Source organism: Nocardia tengchongensis (genome assembly GCF_054781395.1).
Window position 1 is genome coordinate 780,462 of sequence record NZ_BAAGUM010000015.1, and the last position, 20,030, is coordinate 800,491.

General features: G+C 66.3%; 15 protein-coding genes and 2 pseudogenes. 6 read left to right on the forward strand and 11 right to left on the reverse strand.

All coding sequences use genetic code 11. The features are described 5' to 3' along the window. Window positions 1–175 precede the first annotated feature (175 nt). From ACYVKL_RS30290 to ACYVKL_RS30320, 7 genes are all read right to left on the reverse strand, one after another. A complete protein-coding gene (locus tag ACYVKL_RS30290; RefSeq protein ID WP_460773471.1) occupies window positions 176–1,459 on the reverse strand; it encodes a PucR family transcriptional regulator in 1,284 nt (427 codons plus the stop codon). A gap of 75 nt (window positions 1,460–1,534) precedes the next feature. Next, window positions 1,535–2,470, reverse strand: a complete 936-nt coding sequence (locus ACYVKL_RS30295; RefSeq protein ID WP_379166571.1) for a class I adenylate-forming enzyme family protein — start codon at window positions 2,468–2,470, stop codon at window positions 1,535–1,537. Between the two features lie 597 nt (window positions 2,471–3,067). Continuing rightward, on the reverse strand, window positions 3,068–4,678 hold the full coding sequence (gene mhpA, locus ACYVKL_RS30300) for a bifunctional 3-(3-hydroxy-phenyl)propionate/3-hydroxycinnamic acid hydroxylase MhpA (protein ID WP_379166573.1): 1,611 nt from the start codon (window positions 4,676–4,678) through the stop codon (window positions 3,068–3,070). After that, complete coding sequence (locus ACYVKL_RS30305; protein ID WP_213555473.1) at window positions 4,675–5,031, reverse strand: DoxX family protein; 357 nt, start codon at window positions 5,029–5,031, stop codon at window positions 4,675–4,677. The genes mhpA and ACYVKL_RS30305 overlap by 4 nt, the downstream gene beginning before the upstream one ends. After that, window positions 5,028–6,944 (reverse strand): acyl-CoA synthetase, encoded by a 1,917-nt coding sequence (locus ACYVKL_RS30310; protein WP_379166576.1) that lies wholly within the window; start codon window positions 6,942–6,944, stop codon window positions 5,028–5,030. Before ACYVKL_RS30310 ends, ACYVKL_RS30305 begins: the two co-directional genes overlap by 4 nt. Beyond that, the gene (locus ACYVKL_RS30315; protein ID WP_379166578.1) at window positions 6,941–7,879 is read right to left on the reverse strand and encodes a fumarylacetoacetate hydrolase family protein; all 939 of its coding nucleotides are present in this window, start codon (window positions 7,877–7,879) and stop codon (window positions 6,941–6,943) included. Before ACYVKL_RS30315 ends, ACYVKL_RS30310 begins: the two co-directional genes overlap by 4 nt. Next, complete coding sequence (locus ACYVKL_RS30320) at window positions 7,876–9,009, reverse strand: VOC family protein (protein WP_379166580.1); 1,134 nt, start codon at window positions 9,007–9,009, stop codon at window positions 7,876–7,878. The genes ACYVKL_RS30315 and ACYVKL_RS30320 overlap by 4 nt, the downstream gene beginning before the upstream one ends. Before the next feature lie 132 nt (window positions 9,010–9,141). Here ACYVKL_RS30320 and ACYVKL_RS30325 point away from each other — a divergent pair, with 132 nt between their 5' ends. Then, complete coding sequence (locus tag ACYVKL_RS30325) at window positions 9,142–9,804, forward strand: TetR/AcrR family transcriptional regulator (RefSeq protein WP_379166583.1); 663 nt, start codon at window positions 9,142–9,144, stop codon at window positions 9,802–9,804. Window position 9,805: 1 nt separating this feature from the next. Here ACYVKL_RS30325 and ACYVKL_RS30330 read toward each other — a convergent pair whose 3' ends face one another. After that, window positions 9,806–11,605 carry an FAD-dependent monooxygenase gene (locus ACYVKL_RS30330; protein ID WP_379166585.1) on the reverse strand — a complete coding sequence of 600 codons (1,800 nt, stop codon included), beginning with the start codon at window positions 11,603–11,605 and terminating at the stop codon, window positions 9,806–9,808. A 148-nt stretch (window positions 11,606–11,753) separates the two neighbouring features. Here ACYVKL_RS30330 and ACYVKL_RS30335 point away from each other — a divergent pair, with 148 nt between their 5' ends. The 4 genes from ACYVKL_RS30335 (at window position 11,754) to ACYVKL_RS30350 (ending at window position 15,874) form a co-directional block, all read left to right on the forward strand. After that, the gene (locus tag ACYVKL_RS30335; protein WP_379166587.1) at window positions 11,754–12,437 is read left to right on the forward strand and encodes a GntR family transcriptional regulator; all 684 of its coding nucleotides are present in this window, start codon (window positions 11,754–11,756) and stop codon (window positions 12,435–12,437) included. Window positions 12,438–12,756: 319 nt separating this feature from the next. After that, window positions 12,757–13,698 carry a recombinase family protein gene (locus ACYVKL_RS30340; protein ID WP_379166589.1) on the forward strand — a complete coding sequence of 314 codons (942 nt, stop codon included), beginning with the start codon at window positions 12,757–12,759 and terminating at the stop codon, window positions 13,696–13,698. Between the two features lie 653 nt (window positions 13,699–14,351). Beyond that, entirely contained in the window at window positions 14,352–14,588 is a 237-nt protein-coding gene (locus ACYVKL_RS30345; RefSeq protein WP_379166591.1) for a hypothetical protein, read from the forward strand. An 887-nt stretch (window positions 14,589–15,475) separates the two neighbouring features. Beyond that, the gene (locus ACYVKL_RS30350) at window positions 15,476–15,874 is read left to right on the forward strand and encodes a hypothetical protein (protein ID WP_379166593.1); all 399 of its coding nucleotides are present in this window, start codon (window positions 15,476–15,478) and stop codon (window positions 15,872–15,874) included. Window positions 15,875–16,297: 423 nt separating this feature from the next. Here the strand turns inward: ACYVKL_RS30350 and ACYVKL_RS30355 are convergent. Beyond that, window positions 16,298–18,274: pseudogene (locus tag ACYVKL_RS30355) on the reverse strand (sulfatase-like hydrolase/transferase); the annotation flags it as partial. Between the two features lie 50 nt (window positions 18,275–18,324). Further along, a pseudogene (locus ACYVKL_RS30360) lies at window positions 18,325–18,447 on the reverse strand (hypothetical protein); the annotation flags it as partial. 375 nt (window positions 18,448–18,822) lie between these two features. Here ACYVKL_RS30360 and ACYVKL_RS30365 point away from each other — a divergent pair. Then, the gene (locus tag ACYVKL_RS30365; RefSeq protein WP_379166595.1) at window positions 18,823–19,014 is read left to right on the forward strand and encodes an SDR family oxidoreductase; all 192 of its coding nucleotides are present in this window, start codon (window positions 18,823–18,825) and stop codon (window positions 19,012–19,014) included. Window positions 19,015–19,339: 325 nt separating this feature from the next. Here ACYVKL_RS30365 and ACYVKL_RS30370 read toward each other — a convergent pair whose 3' ends face one another. Further along, window positions 19,340–19,975, reverse strand: coding sequence for an FkbM family methyltransferase (locus ACYVKL_RS30370; protein WP_379166597.1), 636 nt, complete (start codon window positions 19,973–19,975; stop codon window positions 19,340–19,342). Window positions 19,976–20,030 lie beyond the last annotated feature (55 nt).

Below are 20,030 nucleotides of genomic sequence, written 5' to 3' on the forward strand. Positions count from 1 at the left end.
AAGCCGAACCGCCAATCGAACAGCTTCGGCGATACTGCGCGGTCTCTGATGTACCTCAATGGCACCCCTGGCTGGCCGCGCCGGCGCTGGTGATCACCGGGCCGGTCGACGAGACCGGGCGCACCATCCCCTCGACGGTTCCAGGAACGAAGTCTGCGCCCGGGTTTGTCCGCGGTCAGTCTGAATTCGGCCGCAGCACCGCGGCGCCGTACCAGTGGCAGATCAGCAGCGCCAGCTCGACGTCCAACCGGTCGTCGGTGATCGGCCGCCCGCGTCGCGCAACTGCCCGCCCGACCCGGTATTTCACCGAATTGGCATGGAGATCGAGCTCCGCGGCGGCCGCCTTGTAGCTGCATCCGGTGCGCAGGAACACCCGCAGCGTCTCGCGTAGCCGGGCATCGTTGTCGTTGTCGGCAGCCAATTCGCCGAGCATCTCGCTCACCCATTCGCCGACCTCGGCGCCGGCGCCGAGCAGCGCCGCGGTCGTCAGCCCCGGATCGCTCGCGGCGATGATCCTCGGTTCGACGTCGGTGCGCGCGAGCGCGACCGAGCGCGCGCGCAGCGCCTGCCGATGGGACCGGCGGAACCCTGATATCCCCTGGCCCAGGATGCCGATCGCCAAACGCGGCGCGTCCAGCCGCATACTCGCGAAATCACGGACCTTGGCCACCGCATCGGGCTGCTCGGATCGATATGGCAGCCAGGCCCATGCGCTCGTCCGGTCCGCGGCCCCGAACAGCGGCGCGGCCTCGGTGCCGACCGCCTCGGCCAGCTCACGGGCGAAGCGTTGCAACCGGGTCAGCTCGTCGCTGCTGGCGCTGGTGTCGGGATACCAGAGGATCAGCGCCAGGTGATGCCAACTCAGCGGGTAGCGGATGGATTCGGTCGCGGCATCGATATCGACCGGCTTACTCCCGGACAGCACCTCACGCACGAGCAGCGCGCGGGTGCTGTTGCGGCTCTCCAGCCACTGCTCGCGCTCGGTCTCGTACACCGCGACGACCTGCATGGTGATCCAGTCGACGTACTCGAACGTCGCGGTGGTGATCGCCTCAGCGACAGCGACACCGTCGGCGGGCGCGATAGCGCCGGCCCGCAATTCCGCGAAGACCAACTCGGTCATCCGCCGATGCCCGACCCGATAGGCACGCACCAGGGCCTCGACCGGAACTCCGTGCTGGGCAAGGCGTCTGGCGTATTCGATGGCCGCGGTGGGAGCGTTGATCCGTGCAACTGGTATGTCGTGCTGCAGCGCGTGCAGGATAGTGTCGACATTGCCTTCGACGCTGGCACCAAGCAGTTCGATGGTGCGGGGGTCACCCCGCAATTCGGGGATCTCGTCCTCGAGACCGCGCCGCACGATCGCGGCGATATCCGTCACCCGCTTGTTCATGCGGGCGGCGATCTCCGCGACAGAGCGGCTCACTTCGACATCACCGCCGCGACGAAAAGTCGTCACTCCCCAACGGTAGTACTGCGCCATTGCCGCGCGCGAAATCGCGGGCTTGTTCTGCGGGGCAGCGGTCCGAATCAGCTAGCTGGCCTGGCGGGAGTATTCCGGCGGTGTCCATCGTGCGGGTGACGGTGCGCGGCGTGCTCGCACCGGAACTTCGGAGACATAGCCGTCGATAATCGGAATTCCGTAGCGGCGTTGGAATTCGGTCAGCAGTTCGGCGTTTGCCGGGGCCGCGCCGCAGATGGCGAACCGCACAGATGAGGTGTTCGGCCGGATGTGGGCGGGCAGGTCCGTCAGCAGTGCATACGTGGCCGGGACAGCGCAGATGCATGTGGCACGGCTGCGCTCGATCCGGTCGAAGAAAGTCTTCGGGCTCGAGGCCACGGTGGCGCGCCCACCGGCGAGCAGCGGCGACACAGTGCCGACAACGATGCTGTTGACGTGGAACAACGGCAGATGCAGCAGGCTGTGGTCGGCTGCGGTGAGTTCGAATGCCTCGATTGCCACCGAGCACATGGCGTTGAGGTTGGCGTGGTCGACCGTCACGCTGTGGGATCTGCCCGTGCCGTGGGTGCGGAACAGCAGCGCCAGTGTGTCGTTGCGGGGCCGTGCGGGTTCGGCGACATCAGGGTCAGCGGCGGTGAGATCGTCGGCGGGAATGACGACGTGGACCGCCGCGTCGGAGGTGGGCCGCTGCGCGGTGATCAGGACCTTGGCGCCGGTATCGGTCAGCTGACAGTCGGCTTCTGCGGAGGTCAGTGACGGGTCGATTGGGCTGACCGTGGCACCCACACGCCAGGTAGCGAACAGGGATACGACATAGGCGGCAGTGTTGGGCAACATGATCGCGACCACGTCGCCGCTCGATACTCCCGCGGCGCGCAGGGTAGCGGCGGCACGCCGCACAGCGTCCAGGAATCCTGCATTGTTCAGGTCAGTGCTGTCGTCGGCGACGGCGGCCGCGTCCGGTGCGGCAGCCGCACGACGGTCCGGCAGAGTCGAGAAAGGGTTCATCAGCGGTCCTCAGAATGGGTACAGGGAATGACGACAACAGTAGAAATCACGCCGCCGCCAGACACCGTCGTGCATCAACAAAATTCGCCGCGGGCATTGTCACCGCAGGCCAATTCCGACCTCACATACGCCGTTGTGGTAACCGGGATGTAACCATCGCCTCCGCCGCTTCCTCGCTTCCCCAGAGACCGATTGCGGGTTGACACAGTGTTGAAGCACGTCGATCGCGGTACCGCCATCGAGAGCGCAGGATCGCCTCCACTCAGCTCCGATAGGCTGCGGATTCGACGGTCGGGGACCCATCTGCCAAGGATCCATCATGAGCCAATTCCCGCGCTCTGCAACAGAATTCACACCGCCGCAGACCCCCGCGACAGCGCCCGATAGGGTCCTTGTCGTCGAGAGCAACCCGGTGATGGCAGAAATCGCGATCGACTCTGCTCAACTGAAAGTCGTTGAGTGCGTCGACATCACATTCGGAGCGAAGATGTCGGGGTGGCTTGGCATGGATCCACATCCAGGCATACAGCCCCACCGTCTGCTGTGCGATGCTTCCCGCAAAAGAACCTTGCAGTCCTCCGACTGCTTCCCAGGCACTCAGATATAAGGATTCGCCATTGTTCCGGCGGATTCCCGGGTTGAAGGTGGCCTCTGGGCCTCGGGTTCGTGCTGCTCGAGCGTTGTCCCGTGTGCGGCGCTCCAGTGGAGGTCGACCATGTCGGTGCACAGCTGTGTCAGCTTGCTTCCGGTTCGCTGGATGGTCCCATCCGGACGGACCAGGGCGGCGGTGGTGCGCGCATCGCGAAGCCAGCGGTGCAATTCGCCGCCGTGCTCGGCGGTGAGCAGAATTCCGCCGCGTTGTTCGATGCACTCACCTTGCGCGGCTGTCGGCGCGGCGGTGGTGATGACCGCGTAGCGACCGGCGATGACGTCGTCGACACGGCGACCATCGGCGAGCCGACAATTCGGGACGAGTCGGCCGGCCAGACCACGCCGGAGCAAGGGCGCCGTAACCAGGCCGCCGCGACGCAGCGGTGGTGTTTCGCCGCTGGTGATCTGTGCGGTGAGGCCGGGAATGCGGTGCAGATGCGGGGCAAGCACGCCGCGCAGTCGATTGCCCAGCTCACCGCCGTCGGTCATGATCATGCCGATCAGTTTGGCGAGGCGGATCATGCTGCGCGCGTGTGGTTTTCGCTCAGCCTCGTAGGTATCGAGCAGGTCTGCGGGCAGGTTGCCGGCCAGGACCGCCGCCAGCTTCCAGGTGAGGTTCGCCGCGTCGCGCAGTCCAGCGCACAATCCCTGCCCGATGAACGGCGGGGTAAGGTGGGCAGCATCGCCGAGGATGAAGACTCGTCCGCGCTGCCAGCGGTCGGCCGCCTGGGCGCGGAAGGTGTATTCGGCGACCCGGACCAGGTCCAATTCCTCGGCGGGGGTGTCTGCGGTCCAGGGGCGAATCAGTGGGTGCAGTCGGCTGATATCAGGGTAGTCGTCGGCGGTTTCGCCGGGCCGCAGGCGGAATTCCCAGCGGTGGCGGGTTTTCCCGATGCGCATGTAGGTGGCGGCGCGTTCGGGGTCGCAGACTTGGTGGACCCCCTCCCATTGGTCCAGTTCGGCGGTGGTGGCGACATCGACGACCAGCCAGCGTTGTTCGAATCTCATGTCCTGCATGTGTGCGCCGATGGCGGCGCGGATCAGGCTGTTGGCGCCGTCGCAGCCGAGCAGGTATCTTGCGCGCACGGTTCCCGCTGATCCGGTGAGGCGGTCGGTGTAATCGATTCGCACGCAGTCGGTTTCGGCGGTGATAGCGGTGACTTCGGCGTTGCCGTGCACGGTGACGGATCGGTGGTGTTCGAGGTTGGCGCGCAGCAGCGCTTCCAGTTCGGGCTGGTCGAACAGGTTCGCTTCGGGGTAGCCGTTGCGCCCGCCCGCCGGGTCGCGGTCGATCTGGCCGAGCACGCGTTGATCGCGGTCGAGCAGGCGCAGTCCCAGCGCGGGACGGGTGATGGCGTCGAAGGCAGTCCCGATTCCGAGTTTGGCCAGGATGCGGCGTATTTCGCCGTCGAGGTGCACCGCGCGGGGCTGCGGGAAGACACCGTCCCAGCGTTCCAGCACGAGGACCTCGATGCCGTACTGAGCCAGCAGGGTGGCCGCGGTGAGCCCGGTCGGGCCCGCGCCGACGATTACCACCGGAACGATCGAGCTGTTCATCGGTTGGCTCCGATCAATGTGGCGAGGTAAGCCGCGCAGATCAGCCCGGCGACCACGGCCGGTGCCAGCTGCGGCAGTGGGTCACCGGTGCGCGCGTGCACGATGGCGGCGCCGGCCATGAGCAGGATCAGACCAGCCGCGGCGGCCACACCGAGCGGCCACCACACCAGTGCGGCCAGCACGCCCAGCGCAGCGGCGAGTTCGAGCACACCGATGGCCCGATACGCGGCGACCGAGAAGCCGACATGGGCGGCCCGCTCGCGCATGGCCGGTACCGCGAGCACCTTGGCAGCTCCGGCGGAAACGAAACACAACACGAGCACACAGGCGAGTGCGATCGCCGCGATCTTCATTGATCAACCTGGACTTTCCATGAAATTGCGTATCGACCGAGCACTGCTTCCACGGCCGCGGCGTCCGCGCTCGCAGCGAGTACGACCGTGGCCAGCACCGATCCGTCCTCGATCGACACCGACACGGCACCGATTCCAGCGGTCGTGTCGAGCGCGTCGAGCACCTCGCGGCGGGTGGCGTCAGCACGCAGCGCGAGCTTGTAGGGTTTGCCGACGTCGGTAGTCGGCAGCGAGTCGAGCACGATGATCGATTTCGGTGCGGCGGCCCGCTCAGGGACCCGCTCGCCGGCCCAGGCGAGCAGATCGGTCTCGGTCACTTCGGCGCCCGCGGCCAGCGTGACATAGGCGACGGGCACCTCTCCTGAGTGGGGGTCGGGCCGACCGACCGCGCCGGCACCGGTGACCTGTGGATGAGCCAACAGGGCGTCCTCGATGGTGGCGGGGTCGATATTGTGGCCGCCGCGGATGATCAAATCCTTGGCACGGCCCTGTAAATAGATGTAGCCGTCGTGGTCGACGCGGGCGAGATCACCGGTGTCGAGCCAGCCGTCGACCAGTTTGCCCGACCCGTCGAGCAGATGACCGTGTTCGCCACGCCCGCTCACATAGCCGGCGAACAACGTGGGACCGGCGACCGCCAGCACTCCGAGATGATTGCGCGGCAGGTCGTTCCAGCTGCCGTCGGGCCCGATGCGGATGACCTTGACCTGTTGGTAGGGCATGCGCTGGCCGACCGCACCCGGCCGGGGCGCGCTGGGGAAGGTGCGGGCGCTGGCGCAGGTCGCCTCGGTCAGGCCGTAGCCTTCGATGAGCGTGATTCCGGTGTGGGCCTGGAAATTCTCGCGGACGGCCGTAGGCAGCGGCGAGGCGCCGACCATGGCGTATCGCAGGCTGGAGATGTCGGCGGTGACCGGGCATTGCGCCAGCGCCGCGTACACGGTCGGCACGGCGCTCATCGTGGCGATCCGGTAGTGCTCGACCAGCTTCCAGAACTGGCCGTACAGTGCGGGGTCGCGGTAGCCGAGCGGCCCGGCCCAGACCACCGGCTGTCCCTTGAACAACGGTGCCAGCAGCGTGACCACCAGGGCGTTGACATGGAACAGCGGCAGCCCCGCGAACACCACCGAATTCGTGTCCAGCAGGGAGTTCGCGGCGATCATCCACGCATTGGCGACCTCACCGGAGTGGGTGTGCGCGGCCAGTTTCGGTATGCCGGTGGTGCCGCCGGTGTGGAAGAGCGCCGCCAGATCCGTGGCGGCTGGCGGCCGGCCGGCGAAACCGGTCGAATCCTGGTCGGCGGCAAGGTCGGTGAGGTATCCCACCTCGATCCCGTCCAGGCGCGGGAGCGGGTCCGCGGCGGCGTCCGACGCGGTCGGGCGCAGCACCAGCAGCGCCTCGATGTGGCCTCCCAGCACGGATTCCCTTGTCGAGCACCAGGTTTCGGCGGCGAGTTCGGGACCGGCGGTGATCACGATCCGCGCGCCGGAGCGGCGCAGTAGTTCGGCGATGTGCCGCGGGGACAGAGCGCCGTTGATCGGCGTGGCGATTCCGGCGAGTTGGGCGGCCAGGGTCGCCGGAATCAGCTCAGCGCAGTTGGGGGCGATGAGCGCGACCGCGTCACCGCGCCGCACGCCCAGCCGGTGCAGCAGATTCGCGTAGCGGTGGACATCGGCCAGCAGTTCGGAGAAGGTGCGGCACACCGGTTCTCGCCATCGGGTCGCCTCCGGCAGCACGGTCAGCGCGGTGCGGTCGGGCCACAGCCGCGCCGCCCGAGTCAGCAGCGCGTAGGTCGATTCCGGCAGCCCGCGTGCGGCCAGCGGGACGGATTCGATCTCGGCCAGGTCGGCCGGCGACTCGTACCGTGGCCACATCCGGTCCGCGTCGACGGGAGAGGCGGGTATCGTGCCGGTCATCGTGCGTATCTGACGACGGTGCGCTGGCGTCCCAGATCGAGTGCGCCGTCGTCGGTGCCGATGGCCGCTTCGACGACGTCCCCGTCCTGCAGGTACTTCGGGTTCTTGGCCTGGCCGGCGAAGAACAGCTTCCATTTCACCGCCGGTGGCAGCAGGTTGGTGATCAGCGCGACCGGCTTCGGCGGGGCGCTGATGGCGGTGCCGATCGGGGTGCCGGTGAGCAGCAGGTCCCCGGCGTCCATGCGCTGGAAGCGGGTCAGCTCCCGCAGCGCCTCCACCGGCCGGTAGATCATGTCGGCGACCGTCATGTTCTGGCGGAGTTCGCCGTTGACCCACAGCCGCAGCCGCAGATCGGTGAACCGCTTCAGTTCATCGGCGTCCAGCAGCACCAGCGCCGGCCCGACCGGAGTGAACGTCGGATACGACTTCGCCTCGTAGAATTGGGTTTTCGGCAACTGCACATCCCGGGCGGACACGTCATTGGTGACGACCAGGCCGGTGATGTAGTCGGCGAGGTTGTCGGCGGTGATCTCGGAGCCGACAGGCATCGGTTTGCCGAAGACCAGGCCGATCTCCACTTCGTAGTCCAGCAGCCCCACGTGGGCGGGCCGGATCACGTCGTCGTAGGGCCCGCTGATCGATCCGGAGGTCTTGCGGAAGAAGGTGAGTGGCACCGTCTTCGGATCACCGCCCGAATCCCGCACGTGGGAGGCGAAATTCGTCATTTGCGCCACTACCCGGCAGGGCGCGGTCACCGGTGAGCACAGGGTCAGCTCGGTCACCGGCGTGGTGTCGCGGCTCGCGGCCGCGGCGGTGAGGGCCGCGCGATCGGCCAGCAGTTCACCGGTGGTCGTGGCAGTGGTGTCCACGCGGGCGGCCCCGGTGGCGGTTTGCACCCACCAGGCGTCGGCGGTGCGGAGTACGGACATGCTCATGAGCGGGCTACTTTCATCATGCCGCGCAGGCGGCCGAGGTCGAATTCGTTGTCTTCGCGCAGCGCGCAGGCCATCGCGCGCAGTTCGCGCAGCGCTTCGCGGCCGGGCGCGATGCCGAGGAAGTCCTTGGTCGCGGGAGGGCCCCATTGCGCGAGCCCGGACGCCGACATCGGCGCCCAGCCTGGTTCGAGGGTGTTGTCGAACAGGTCTCCGTCACTGAAGTGCTCGACGATGAACCCGTCGGGGTCACGCCAGTAGTCGAAGATCTGGCTGCCCTGGATGTGGCGGCCGATCCCCCATGAGCGCTGATATCCCTGCTCGCGCAGGTATTCCCCGCCCGCGGCGAGCGCGTCGAGGTCGGCGACCTGGTAGGCCGAGTGCACATAGCGGTTGGACGGTCCGAGCATCAGTGCCAGGGTGTGGTGGTCGGTCGGGATCGAGCCCTGGTCGCAGCGAATGAAACTCATAGCCGGTCCGCGCTCACGGTGGCCGGGGTGGTACAGGAAATCGCTGACGATCAAGCCCAGATGCTCCAGATACCAGTCCAGGGTCTGCCGGCATCGGGTCGTCTGGAAGACCACGTGCCCCAGCCGCTGTACCCGAGTCGGTTCGCGGGGCGGGCGCTGGGTGCTGTTGGTCCGGGCCGTGCTGTGCCCGAAGTTGAACGTGTGCGGTTGCTGAGCGGGCAGCGCGCCGAACACCTCCATACCCGCGGTGACGCGCACTCGCAGCCCGTTCGGGTCGGCGAGATCGACGACGAGCCCACCGAGACTCTCCGGCAGCGGAGCCACCCGAGACCCGGTGCGGTCCGCGAGCCGCGCCAGATCGGCGGCCTCGGTGGCCCGGAATGCCGGGCCGAGAAAACTCGATCGCGGTCCGCGGCGGATCAGCACGCACGGCGCGCCGGAATCGGTTCCGCGCAGCCACAATTCGTCCGCCGACCGTGCGGCGGTGGCGAATCCGAAGGCGTGCGCGAAGGTTTCGGCCTTGCGCAGGTCCGGCTTCTCGAATTCCAGCCACGCCAGGTCCGCGACCTTGATCACCGGATTGCGGGCCCGTCCGGGATGTTCACCGGGCAATGCCCCTTGCTCACTGTGGAGACCGACGTGGACGTCGTGATGGTCGTTCATCGATCACTCCCTTCAACTTGCTGACGATATCGTCACTTACGCCGCTACCCTCAGTCAAGGGCTTCTGAAGAATTCGTCAGTATTGACATTCTGGGTTACCATGGCCGGAAATTGGCGCGAGAGGGGACGGCAATGGCCACCTGGACCGGTTCGGAACCCACCCGCCTCGAGCGCCGCAAGGCGCGTACCCGCGCCGCACTGGTGACCGCGGCGCAGGCGTTCATGGCCGAGGGGAAGTTGAGCCCGCCGATCCTGGAGATCACCCAGGCCGCCGACGTCGGAATGGGGTCGTTCTACAACCACTTCGCCAGCCGCGACGAGCTGTTCCGGGCGGCAGTCGAGGACGCGTTGGATCGGCTCGGGGCGGCCTTGGACGTGCTGACCGGCGGGCTCGGCGATCCCGCGCAGGCCTTCGCGCAGAGCTTCCGGCTCGTCGGCCGCCTGCATCGTCGCGCGCCGACGCTCAGCAAGAGCCTGCTCACGAACGGGCTCGGTCTCACCGAGGCGAGCACAGGCATCACCCCCCGCGCCCGCCGCGATATCGGGGCAGCCGTCGAGGCCGGACGATTTCAGATCCAGGACCTCGACCTGACCATGACCATCGTCACCGGCGCGGCCCTGTGCCTCGGGCAACTGCTGCACGATCACCCCGACCGCGACGATGCCGAGGCCGCCGACCAGGTGACCGAGGACCTACTGCGCATGCTGGGCCTGCCCGCCGACGAGGCGACGCGGATCGCCCGGTCCCCGCTGCCCGGACTCGACTCGCTGCCGCGGGAAGCGGCACTCGGCTGAATCACGCGCCGATACCGGCGCCGAACCCGTCGACGGCGAGAATCCGCTCGAGGGCCGAGGACAGCTCCGCCAGCGGATCTTCGACGGCGCCGACGGCCCGAAATCCCACGAAACGATCGGGTCGCACCAAAACCGCACCCGCACGCGAGATTTCGCGCTTGCACAGCCAGGCGAAGCGCACGTCGGCCAGCTCGGCGTCGTCCGCGCCGACGGTCACCGCGACCAGGCGGATGCCGGTGCTGTCGGCCAGTTTGCGTGCCGCGTCCACCCAGGCCGTCCCGTCCTCGCCGGCGATCAGGACGAACGCGCCGCCGTAGGTGAGCTCCTGCAGCGGGAACCTCACGCCCGCACGGGAAACGAATGCGTGCGGCAGCGGGTGACCGGGCCTGGTGCTCGGCTCGTACAACCGGACGGCATCGATCGGCAAGGGCGCCGGGCTGCCATCGTCGACGACCGCCATCGACGAGTAGGTGAACCCGAATTCCAGTCCATGATGGCGGAATTCGCCCGACTGGGCGGCCAGCGCGTTGTTGAGCTGATCACGCCGTTCGGCGTAGTCCGGATGCGACGGATCCCAGATGACCTCGATGGCCCGCCAGTTGTCCTCGGCAGATTTGTCCATCGAGATGCCCAGCGCCGCGTCGAGCCGGAACCGGTCCATCGCGCACTTGACCGAGTTGGCGATATTGCGCTGCACCACCGGGCGGCGCTCGGCCTCGTAGGTGTCGAGCAGGCCGTCGCCGGCCTGCCCGGCCAACACCTGGGCCAGCTTCCAGCACAGGTTGTGCACGTCGTGGACCGCCGAATTCAATCCGAGCCCGCTGGTGGGCGGATGCCGGTGGGCGGCATCACCGGCCACGAAGACTCGGCCGACTCGGAACCTGTCGGCCAGGATGCCCTCCATCGTCCACTTCGACACGGCGTGGACCTCGGCGTCCAGATCGGGCAGACCCAGCACCGCCTTCATCCGTGCGACGACCTTGTCGCGGTCACCGGCATCGGAGTCGCCGTACGGGTAGCCGATATGGAAGACCCATTCCTCCGACTTCGTGCCCCAATGATCCGGGCCCATCGGACACAGCGTTCCCCCGGTCATCGTGCCGCCGAAGTCGGGATTGGCCAGCCACCGCAACAACACCCCGTCATCGGAGAGCACCTCGGACAGATCGGCAGTCATATGCACCGATGCGACATCCATGATGTTGCGGTCGCCCTGCAGCTCGATGCCCACCAATTTGCCGACGGTGCGGCCGCCGTCGGCGGCGATCACGTACCGGGAGCGGACCCGGTACTGCTCACCGCTGGCCTTGTCGCGGATGGTGCTGGTGACGCCGTCGGCGTCTTGTTCGAGAGCGATCAGCTCGTGATTGAATCGAATCCCGCCGGGATCGAGTTGCTCCGCACGGGCTTTCAACACGGGTTCGAGCCGGATCTGCGGAAGGTTGGTCGTCGGGCACGGACTGGCGTCGATGTACTCCGGATCTCGATTCCCGGCGCCCCAGATCTCGAGCTTGCCGATCTCGCGGCCGGTGTTCGGGTTCGCACCGCGCACACCGGCGTAGAAGCCGGTCTCGACGAGATTCTCCTGCGGGGTCCCGCGCTCGTAGATCGCCTGGGCCACACCGACTTCGGTGAATATCTCCATGGTGCGCTGCCCCAGCACGTGCGCCTTGGGCAGGACCGATGTCCCGGGCAGGGCGCTGACGAGCAGGGATTCGACCCCGAGCGTGGACAGGATCATCGACGCGGACAACCCCGCGCCGCCTCCGCCGACGATCAGAACGGGAACCGTGGTGGTCATGTGGTGATCAACCTCCTGAGCGCGATACCGGTCGCGCATGTCAGTGACGAGCACCACAAGTTCTACGCGTAGGATTTCGACATTGCAAGAGAATTTCGAAATTCTCTCGAATGACGTCATTCCTTCGGGATCGCGATACCATGCGAGGGTGCCGACCCGTACCGTCAAGCAGACCCGGGCCGAGGTCGTCTACGACGCGATCCGATCCGAAGTCCTCTCCGCCCGCGTCCCCCCGGGCACGAAGATGAAGCTCGCCGACTACAGCGAACGCTTCGACGTCAGCCTGTCCGTCGTACGCGAGGCCATGAGCCGGCTCGCCGAACAAGGCCTGCTGCAAGCCAATCCACAGCGCGGCTTCGCAACTCTGCCGCTGTCCGCAACCGACCTGCGCGAACTGACCCGAGCCCGCGTCTTGATCGAGACCGCCACCCTGCGCGAGTCCATCACCAACGGAGACTTGATGTGGGAGGCGCAGGTCGTCGCCGCCCACCACCGACTGGCCGCCACGCCGATGTTCCTCGAAGATGCCGTCCCCAACCTGGATTTCGTGGACGTCCACCGCGCCTTCCATGTGGCCCTGCTTGCCGGCAGCGGCAATGGCCACCTCGAATCGATCGCCACCTCGCTACGGGTACGCGCCGAGCTCTACCTCGCATGGTCTCGCTTCCTCGGCGACGACCCGAACCGCGACACCGCCAGTGAACACCGCGAACTGGCCGAACTGACCGTCGCCCGCCGGGCCGACGAGGCCACCGACGCCCTGGCACGGCACATTCAACGCACTGCCGATTCCCTCGCCGACTACGCCCGAACCGTGGGCAATGGCGAGTAGAACAGTGTCAAAGCGATGTTCGAAGACAGGTCTGGAATCAATGACCCCTAACCCTGTGAATACGACTATCGGTGGCCGCCCGGCATAGGTATGTCGCGCAGCCGGACAGTGACATCCACTCGCCGAAGACACTTCGAACATCAACGAAGAGGCGTTCAAAACTTGACCATGACCCCAATCTGCCGCGCCCGGGTGTTCCGTTAGGCAATCGGTGAACGGAACACCCCGCCGCGCGGGCCGGAGCCCAGGTCACGAGTGTTCCGTAGAGGTGTTCCGAAAACCTTCCCGATCAACCCCCACTATCCGGAACAATTCGACCATGGGTGAGCCATTCCGGGTGGGGTACTGCCGCTGCTCCACCGACGAACAGGATGTCGAGATCCAGACCGATCAGGTTCTCGCACTCGCAGTACCGCGCGAACGGATCTTCATCGACAAAGGCTTCTCCGGCACGACGCGCAAGAACCGCATCGGGCTCGATAACGCGCTCGCCGCAGTCACCTCGGCCGCCGCGGCGATCACCGGGCGTCAGGTGGTGCTGACGACAACGAAATTCGACCGGTTCGCGCGGAACATGGCCGAAGCCGGGGAGATTCTGACCAGTCTGCGTGAGCGCGACGTGCTGTTCGGGCTCGGCGCCTCGATCTACGATTGGCACGACCCGTTCGGCAGGCTCTTCCTGCAAACCCTCGCCATGGTCGCCGAGTTCGAGGCGAACCTGAATCACCTGCGCACCCGCGAGGGCACGGCCAAGGCCCGCGCGAAAGGCCGACTCAAAGGCAACAGCCGAAACTGCCTCTCGCAGCACGCAAAACGATCCACCGCCGCTACCACGACCCCGCCGACGACGCGAGTCTGGCCGACCTCGCCGAGGAATACAGCGTCGGCCGGTCCACCATCCACCGCATCATCAGCGGCACCGTGCCACGGGCATAGCGCCTGCGGCGTTCACGTACCGGGCGCTCCACACCCCAAACCACCCGATATCCCGCTGGTCAAACCATTGTCGTTGTATTCCGCACGATTACTACCGGAACCCCTCGCTGGCGGGCGGTGCGTGATTGCGTGCGCAGGTTGCTGGCCACGCCGGACGACACCAGCCGCTGGAACTCCGATCGGGCGGGACGCCCGGTTCCTGACCGGCGCATACGCCACAAGCGGGGCTAGCGAGGCCGCCCTTCAACGCAACGAACGTTTGGCGGAGCTGAGGCATGCGAAGCCTGTCGGCGGGCATTCGATCACGAGACCGAACCGTGGCTGACGAACCAGGTCTGTCTGCGGGTACTGGAGCGTTTTTCGGATCGGTCGACGGGATGCTGGTCACGGCAACGCTGGCGGCGCGGCCATCATCGGTGACGCCGCCTCGGGTCTCGAACCCCGCGATGTCGCCGCCGTGGCCCCAGTAGACGCCGCCGCACGACAGCGTCCTGCTGGCGAGCCCGAGTCCAGCCCGCGAGCATCGCGGTTGCCGCAGATCGGCGAATCCAGCCGGGGCCGCGACATCATGGTCACGCGAGCCACCGCTGCGGAGTCCATGCGACTCCGGCGACGCTTCCGACTCCGGGAACTCATGTCAAAGGCAACAGCAACCAGTTCTTCCCCCGACCTAACCTCCCCACCAGGTTCGGTCGTTGTCTACGATGCCAGTAATGGCCGCGGATCCATCGACGCCATCGGATGACGCATGAGTTCGTTGATCGGTCTGGTCCAGCTGATGGATCCGTAGGGCCGGACCGGTATTCGCGGTCGGGTCACGCTCGCCTGCGACAACACGTACCAGCGTTGAGATGCTACGTGCCAGGTTGCCGCGCACGGCACAGGAAGATTCCCGAAGCGGGTAGCCGATCCTAAGCTGCGGGCTACCGTTGTCGAAAGGTTGTCATGGCTGCTCCAGAGCGTGGGGGTGATTGTCGCATGACGGCGATGGGCCGTAACCCGGACTCCGAATTCTTCGGATTCATCCAAACCTCCGACGGCGAATGGCTCGCCATCGACCACAACGGCACACCCGTGCCGATCGAGGACGCCGACGCGTGGGCATATGAAGTCGCCTCCGAGCGCGCCGCGCTCGAAGCTGCGCGCAACACGCAACTGGAGGCGCCAGTGCTGGATGTGGAGCCGCTCTCGGTGCGCGATAGCGAACAGTCCTGACAGTCATCGTGGTCGACACACCACAGCAAGCCGTCGACGCATTCCTGGGCGCCACGAAACTCGCTGGCAGTTCGCCTCGCCGGTGACTGCCGATGCGCTGGTGGGCATGCGGGTAACGTCGATTCGGGCTCCACCAGTACCGGAAGGATCTGCATTCCATGACGTTTGACGAGTTCCGCACCCTGATCGCTGGCAGCGCCCCCCGCCGATTGGCGGGTGTCCTCTGAGGGGCCGACCTACCGGCGGTCGTTCGAGGCGTCCACCGGCCCCGCCAGCGGTGTCGACCTCGACGTAAACCAAGCATCACACCACCGCGGTCTAAACCCCCCGATATCGACATCACCGTGGCGTTCGGTCTGCCCTACGACTTCGAATCCGTCACCGGCCGCGGCCGCGGCCGCGAACGCACCTTCGCCTGGTCGGAGGCGTTCACCGACTCAGCGACTGACTTGCGGCTGGCGGACTTCTTCTACCGGGGTTCGCCGGTCGATCGCGTCGTCTATGTGTCGGTCGACGGCGGCCGCGCGTCCCTGCCGTGGGCACTGGAATACGACGGGCTGAAGGCAGACCTCTACGACACGGCGGTGGCGCGTCTGGTCAACACCCTCGGAGGGCGATGGAGAACTTCGACGCCTACTTCGAGCGGGCCGGCTTCGTCCTCAAGTAGTGCGTCCCGTCCCATCGCAACAGCAAGGCCGGGAACCGCTTTCGGCTCCCAGCCTTGCGCGGCCCGGCCCGGTCGAGGGGGCTCGTCGTCTGCGCCACCTGACCATTCCCCGGTCGCACGCCGGAACCTGTTGACCGCCAACAGGTTCCGGCGTCGGCTAGCATTCCCCGGCAATTGATCACCACCGTCGGTGATCGCCGCACCCAGGAGGACACTTGCCATGACCAGACCCGTGCTCTTCACCGCCGCCAGCCTATTCGCCGTGCTCGCTCTCACCGCCTGCTCCGGCACGTCCACCACCGCCTCATCCCCCGTGCCGACGACCAGCGCGGCCACGCCCGGTGCACCGGTCCCAACGACGAGCGCAGCCCAGCCAACCGCGGTGACGTCCGCCGCCCAGTGGCCGGCCGACGCGGTGGCGTTGCGCGCCGAAACCTGCCGGGACTGGGTGGAGTCGTTCAAGGCCGCCCGCGAACTGAACCCGGCATGGTCGGCCGATAGGGATGTGCAAGCGACGCTCGCAGCAATTCAGACGATGCCCGAGTGGGCGTCGTGGACCGCAGCGCAGAAAACCGCAGTCGCACAAGGGGTCAAGGACGCCGCAGGCGGCTCCTGCTGACCGGAGGCTCACTGCGGGGTGGGGAGCCAGCCGGGGTGCGCGTCGGTGACATGGTCGACGACCGCCTCCTCCAGCGAGTCGACCCGCCCCACGATGATCTGCTGCCGGTGGCTCCACGTGAAGCGCAGACAGTAGAAAAGGTAGTCGGCCCCCGCGCACAGCCGCCCTGGTGCCCGTCGCGGATCCCGATAGTGAAGGTGTGCCAGGAATGACCCCCGAGGCGTCCTTCGCTCGATCTTTCGGCGGTGTCGTCTCCCACCCACCTACTCGACCACACGATGCCCGATTTGTAGCAATCTACGTACCATGCAGCCGCTAGCTTTTCGCCGAATCGATGGCTGGATACGCACGTCGCATAGCGAGCGCCCGTGAAACGGGTCCGGGCCGGCGGGCGGTGTGGTTCGGCCCGGATCCGTTCGTCGCTCAGTCGGTTTCGAATGCTCTGGCCGCGTCCCGCTGCAGGTCGCTGCAGGACTCCTTGCCGACACTCACGATGACGCGGTAAACGGTGCCGCCGGTGAACGTCCCCGGGTGCCGGTACTGCTGGGAGACGTTGTCCCCGCTGTCGTACCCGACGCAGAGCCCGTCGCCGGTCAGGGTGAAGGTGCCGATCTGGGCGCGCATCGGTCCGGTCGCGACCGGCTTGTCGTCGACGTAGAGCGTTGTGGTGCCCAAGGATTCGCCGTACTGGCCGGCCTTGTCACGCACGAATTCCATGCCCACGGTGTGTTTGCCCGTCGGCAGTGGTGGTGAGACGAAATCCTGCTCGGGCGGGATGCCGAGGAAGTTGTAGACGTAGTGCAGCACACCGTCCTTGACGAACAGCACATGCCCACCGAACCGGGAACCGTGCGCGAAGATCACCCCTTCGGACTGCGGGGTGAGATCGACATCGGCGACGATCTTGTATGACTTGCCGCGGATATTCACCGCGATGGCCTCGGGCACGGGCGCGGCATCGGGGTAGTAGACGTAGGTGTCGTGGGGCAGCTCCGGATTCGGCCGCTCGACAGCTAGGAGTTCGTTCGCGGTGCGATCGTCGAGGGGCAGCACGAAGTTGTCCTTGGCCTCCTCGTCCCAGGCCGCGATCAGCTCCTTCAGCTTGTCCGGATGCTGATCGGCGAGGTTCTTCGATTCCGAGCGGTCCTCGTCGACGTGGTACAGCTCCCACTTGTCCTGGTCAAAGTGCCCCTTGTCGCTGATCGGCGCGTGCAGTGCCGAGGCCCGCCAGCCGTTCTCCCAGATACCGCGGGTGCCCAGCATCTCGTAGTACTGGCGCTTTCGGGTGGCGGGTGCGTCGGCCTTGTCGAAGGTGTATCGCATCGAGACACCGTTGAGCGGGTACTGCTTGACACCGCGGTATTCCTTCGGCATCTCCAGCCCAATGACATCCAGGATCGTGGGCGTGATGTCGATCGCGTGATGATATTGGTGCCGGATCTGCCCCTTGGCCTTGATTCCTTTGGGCCAGTGGATGATCAGTGGGTCGCAGGTGCCGCCGGAGTACTCCGAATAGCGCTTGAACATCTTGAACGGGGCGGAGAACGCCACCGCCCAGCCGGTCGGGTAGTGGTTGTAGGTGGCCGGGGTGCCCAGCTGGTCGAGCAGCGCCATGTTCTCGGCGAGATCATCGGGATAGCCGTTGAAGAACTTGTTCTCGTTTACCGAGCCGTTTGGCGAGCCCTCGCCGGAAGCGCCGTTGTCAGCGCAGTAGAAGATGAGGGTGTTGTCCATCTGGCCGGTCTGCTCCAGATAGTCGATGATGCGCCCGATCTGCATGTCGGTGTATTCGGAGAATCCGGCGAAAACTTCGGCCATGCAGGAGAACAGACGCTTCTCGTCGGCATTGAGGGTATTCCACGGCCGCATCGCGTCCGCAGGCACCGCCACGTCCTCGGGTAACGGGTTGATCGGGGTCATCGCCGTGCCCTTGGGCATGATGCCCTTGTCGATCATCCGGGCCAGCACCCAGTCGCGGTAGGCGTCGTAGCCATCGTCGAACTTGCCCTTGTACTTGTCGGCCCATTCGGTACGAACTTGGTGCGGCGCATGATTCGCGCCCGGGCAGAACCACATGTACCAGGGCTTCGACGGATTGGTCGACCGCTGGTCGCGCAGCATCCGGAGCGCGTTGTCGGCGAGGTCCTTCGACAGGTGATAGCCCTGCTCGGGGCTGTAGGGCTGGTCGATGAACCGGTTGTCCTCGACCAGGTCCGGGTACCACTGGTTAGTCTCGCCGCCGAGGAAGCCGTAGAACCGGTCGTACCCTTTCTGCAGCGGCCATTCCGATTTACTGCCACCGCTGGAGACGTCTTCCACGGGCACGTTGTGTTCCTTGCCGGGCCAGAAGGTGCTGTGGCCGTTGTCCTGCAGGACCTGCCCGATCGTGGCGCATGGGCTTGCCAGCGATGCCAGGAGGCCTCGGAGATCTCGAGGTGTTTGCACACCTCCTCGATCGAGAACTTCTCACCGAGCAGCTTCTCGCCCTCGCGGAGCTTGCGGATGATCTGCTCGGGGGTGTGTCGTCGTCGCGCCATGTCGTGAACCGTCCTCCTGCACCCATTCTGGTGCATCAGAATTCTCACAACCGCTGGACCTGCTCAAAGGGCTCCAGTCACCCGCTACATCACCCGCACCATCCGCCGCTTCGGCGACTGGGTCCTCAACCTCACCCCACCCGAAACGATCCCGATCACCCACCTCGACCTGGAACCGCGTGCCCTGTTCCGCCCCGACTGATCCTGCGCGCGGGCCCCTTGTTCACGGCTCCTCGACGCGTGAGCATGTAAAAAAACAGCGCCACCGACGGGAGGGCTGGTCTCGGTCGGCGTGGGCGTCGATTGCAGACCTGATTGGTATCGGACTGCTCGAGATCGCGAATTGCATCGAGCGCTATTGACTGCTGCGCCCCGCCGCGCCGACGGCCGTTATGCGCGATTCCGGGCTGGGTGACGACCGGGATCTGGGAGCGGATGCCGTGGGACGACAAGGAACAGCGCTGGCAAGCCATGGCCGAGAAGCTGCCCGCCCGGCGGCTGGGGACGCCGGAAGACATTGCGGTGGCGGTGGTTTCACTGCTGAAGAGCGCCTTCGTCACCGGCACGGTCATGCACGTGGACGGCGGCCACCGGCTCGTCTGATCTTCTCCCCACTTCAACGTGTACCGCGCACGGAGCCTTGCCGCAAGCCCCCGTCGGCGATCCACAATCGCTGGTCCGAGCACACCGCGCATGCCGACCACGCCCACGTTCACGGCGAAGGCTGCGGGCACATCGCGGTCCCCCACGGCGATCACGTTGACTACATCCACGCCGGACATCGCCACGCGAGTCACGACAGACACTACGACGACCACTGACCGGTTCACGGTCCCGCAGTACCGATTCGGCGGCGACCAGCTCGCGCAGGTCCACCACGTCGTCCTGGTCGCCGAGCGGGTCGCGGCCGGGCCGCGTCTGTATCAAGTCAGTAGTCCGACGGCCGGGCGGCGTAGACCTCGTGCAGTTCGGTCCCGGCCAAGGACGGGTCTTGCCTGTTGTGCGGGGACAGTCCGTGCCGGCTCAACAACTCGCAAAACTGGGCCAAACGGCCGTCGGTGTCGTGTACCTCGGCCACGACGGCACGAATACGGGGCCAATCCGTTTCGGAAATGCCGCGCAAGACGTCCATTTCTGCCCGCTCCACATCCACTTTGAGCAGCCCGATCTGAGCGTCGGGGGCGTGTTCGGCCAGCACCGCCGACACCGTGGTCACGTCCACGTCGATCTGCTCGCCATCGTGCAGGCCGGCAGTGATGTATCCGATTGATTCATCGTCCAGGCCGCTGTTGCGCAGAAAGATCCTGGTGTTTCGATCGTCTCGTTCGCGGTCGGCATACAGACTGGAATTGGCCGACGCCTGCGGGTACCAGGTGAACGGCGAAGTCCCGGGCACGGCGCCGACCGCAACCCGCAACGACACCCCGTGCGGCACATGAGCGGCCATGTTGCGCTCGAGACAGTGAAAGATCATCGGTACCGGCTCGGCGGCGATGACCCCGATTCCGGGGCACTTCTCCGCGAACATCATCGTGGCAAGTCCGATGTTCGCGCCGATGTCCAAGACGATCTCGTCGGGTCGCAGGCGGGCCGCGGCGTGCTGGTAGAGGCCGTCCGCC

Coding starts and splice junctions, on each gene's coding strand:
- ACYVKL_RS30350 (WP_379166593.1), top strand. CDS start 15,476: ATGACCAGACCCGTGCTCTTCACCGCCGCCAGCCTATTCGCCGTGCTC.
- ACYVKL_RS30295 (WP_379166571.1), bottom strand. CDS start 2,470: ATGAACCCTTTCTCGACTCTGCCGGACCGTCGTGCGGCTGCCGCACCG.
- ACYVKL_RS30325 (WP_379166583.1), top strand. CDS start 9,142: ATGGCCACCTGGACCGGTTCGGAACCCACCCGCCTCGAGCGCCGCAAG.
- ACYVKL_RS30310 (WP_379166576.1), bottom strand. CDS start 6,944: ATGACCGGCACGATACCCGCCTCTCCCGTCGACGCGGACCGGATGTGG.
- ACYVKL_RS30305 (WP_213555473.1), bottom strand. CDS start 5,031: ATGAAGATCGCGGCGATCGCACTCGCCTGTGTGCTCGTGTTGTGTTTC.
- ACYVKL_RS30320 (WP_379166580.1), bottom strand. CDS start 9,009: ATGAACGACCATCACGACGTCCACGTCGGTCTCCACAGTGAGCAAGGG.
- ACYVKL_RS30315 (WP_379166578.1), bottom strand. CDS start 7,879: ATGAGCATGTCCGTACTCCGCACCGCCGACGCCTGGTGGGTGCAAACC.
- mhpA (WP_379166573.1), bottom strand. CDS start 4,678: ATGAACAGCTCGATCGTTCCGGTGGTAATCGTCGGCGCGGGCCCGACC.
- ACYVKL_RS30345 (WP_379166591.1), top strand. CDS start 14,352: ATGACGGCGATGGGCCGTAACCCGGACTCCGAATTCTTCGGATTCATC.
- ACYVKL_RS30330 (WP_379166585.1), bottom strand. CDS start 11,605: ATGACCACCACGGTTCCCGTTCTGATCGTCGGCGGAGGCGGCGCGGGG.
- ACYVKL_RS30340 (WP_379166589.1), top strand. CDS start 12,757: ATGGGTGAGCCATTCCGGGTGGGGTACTGCCGCTGCTCCACCGACGAA.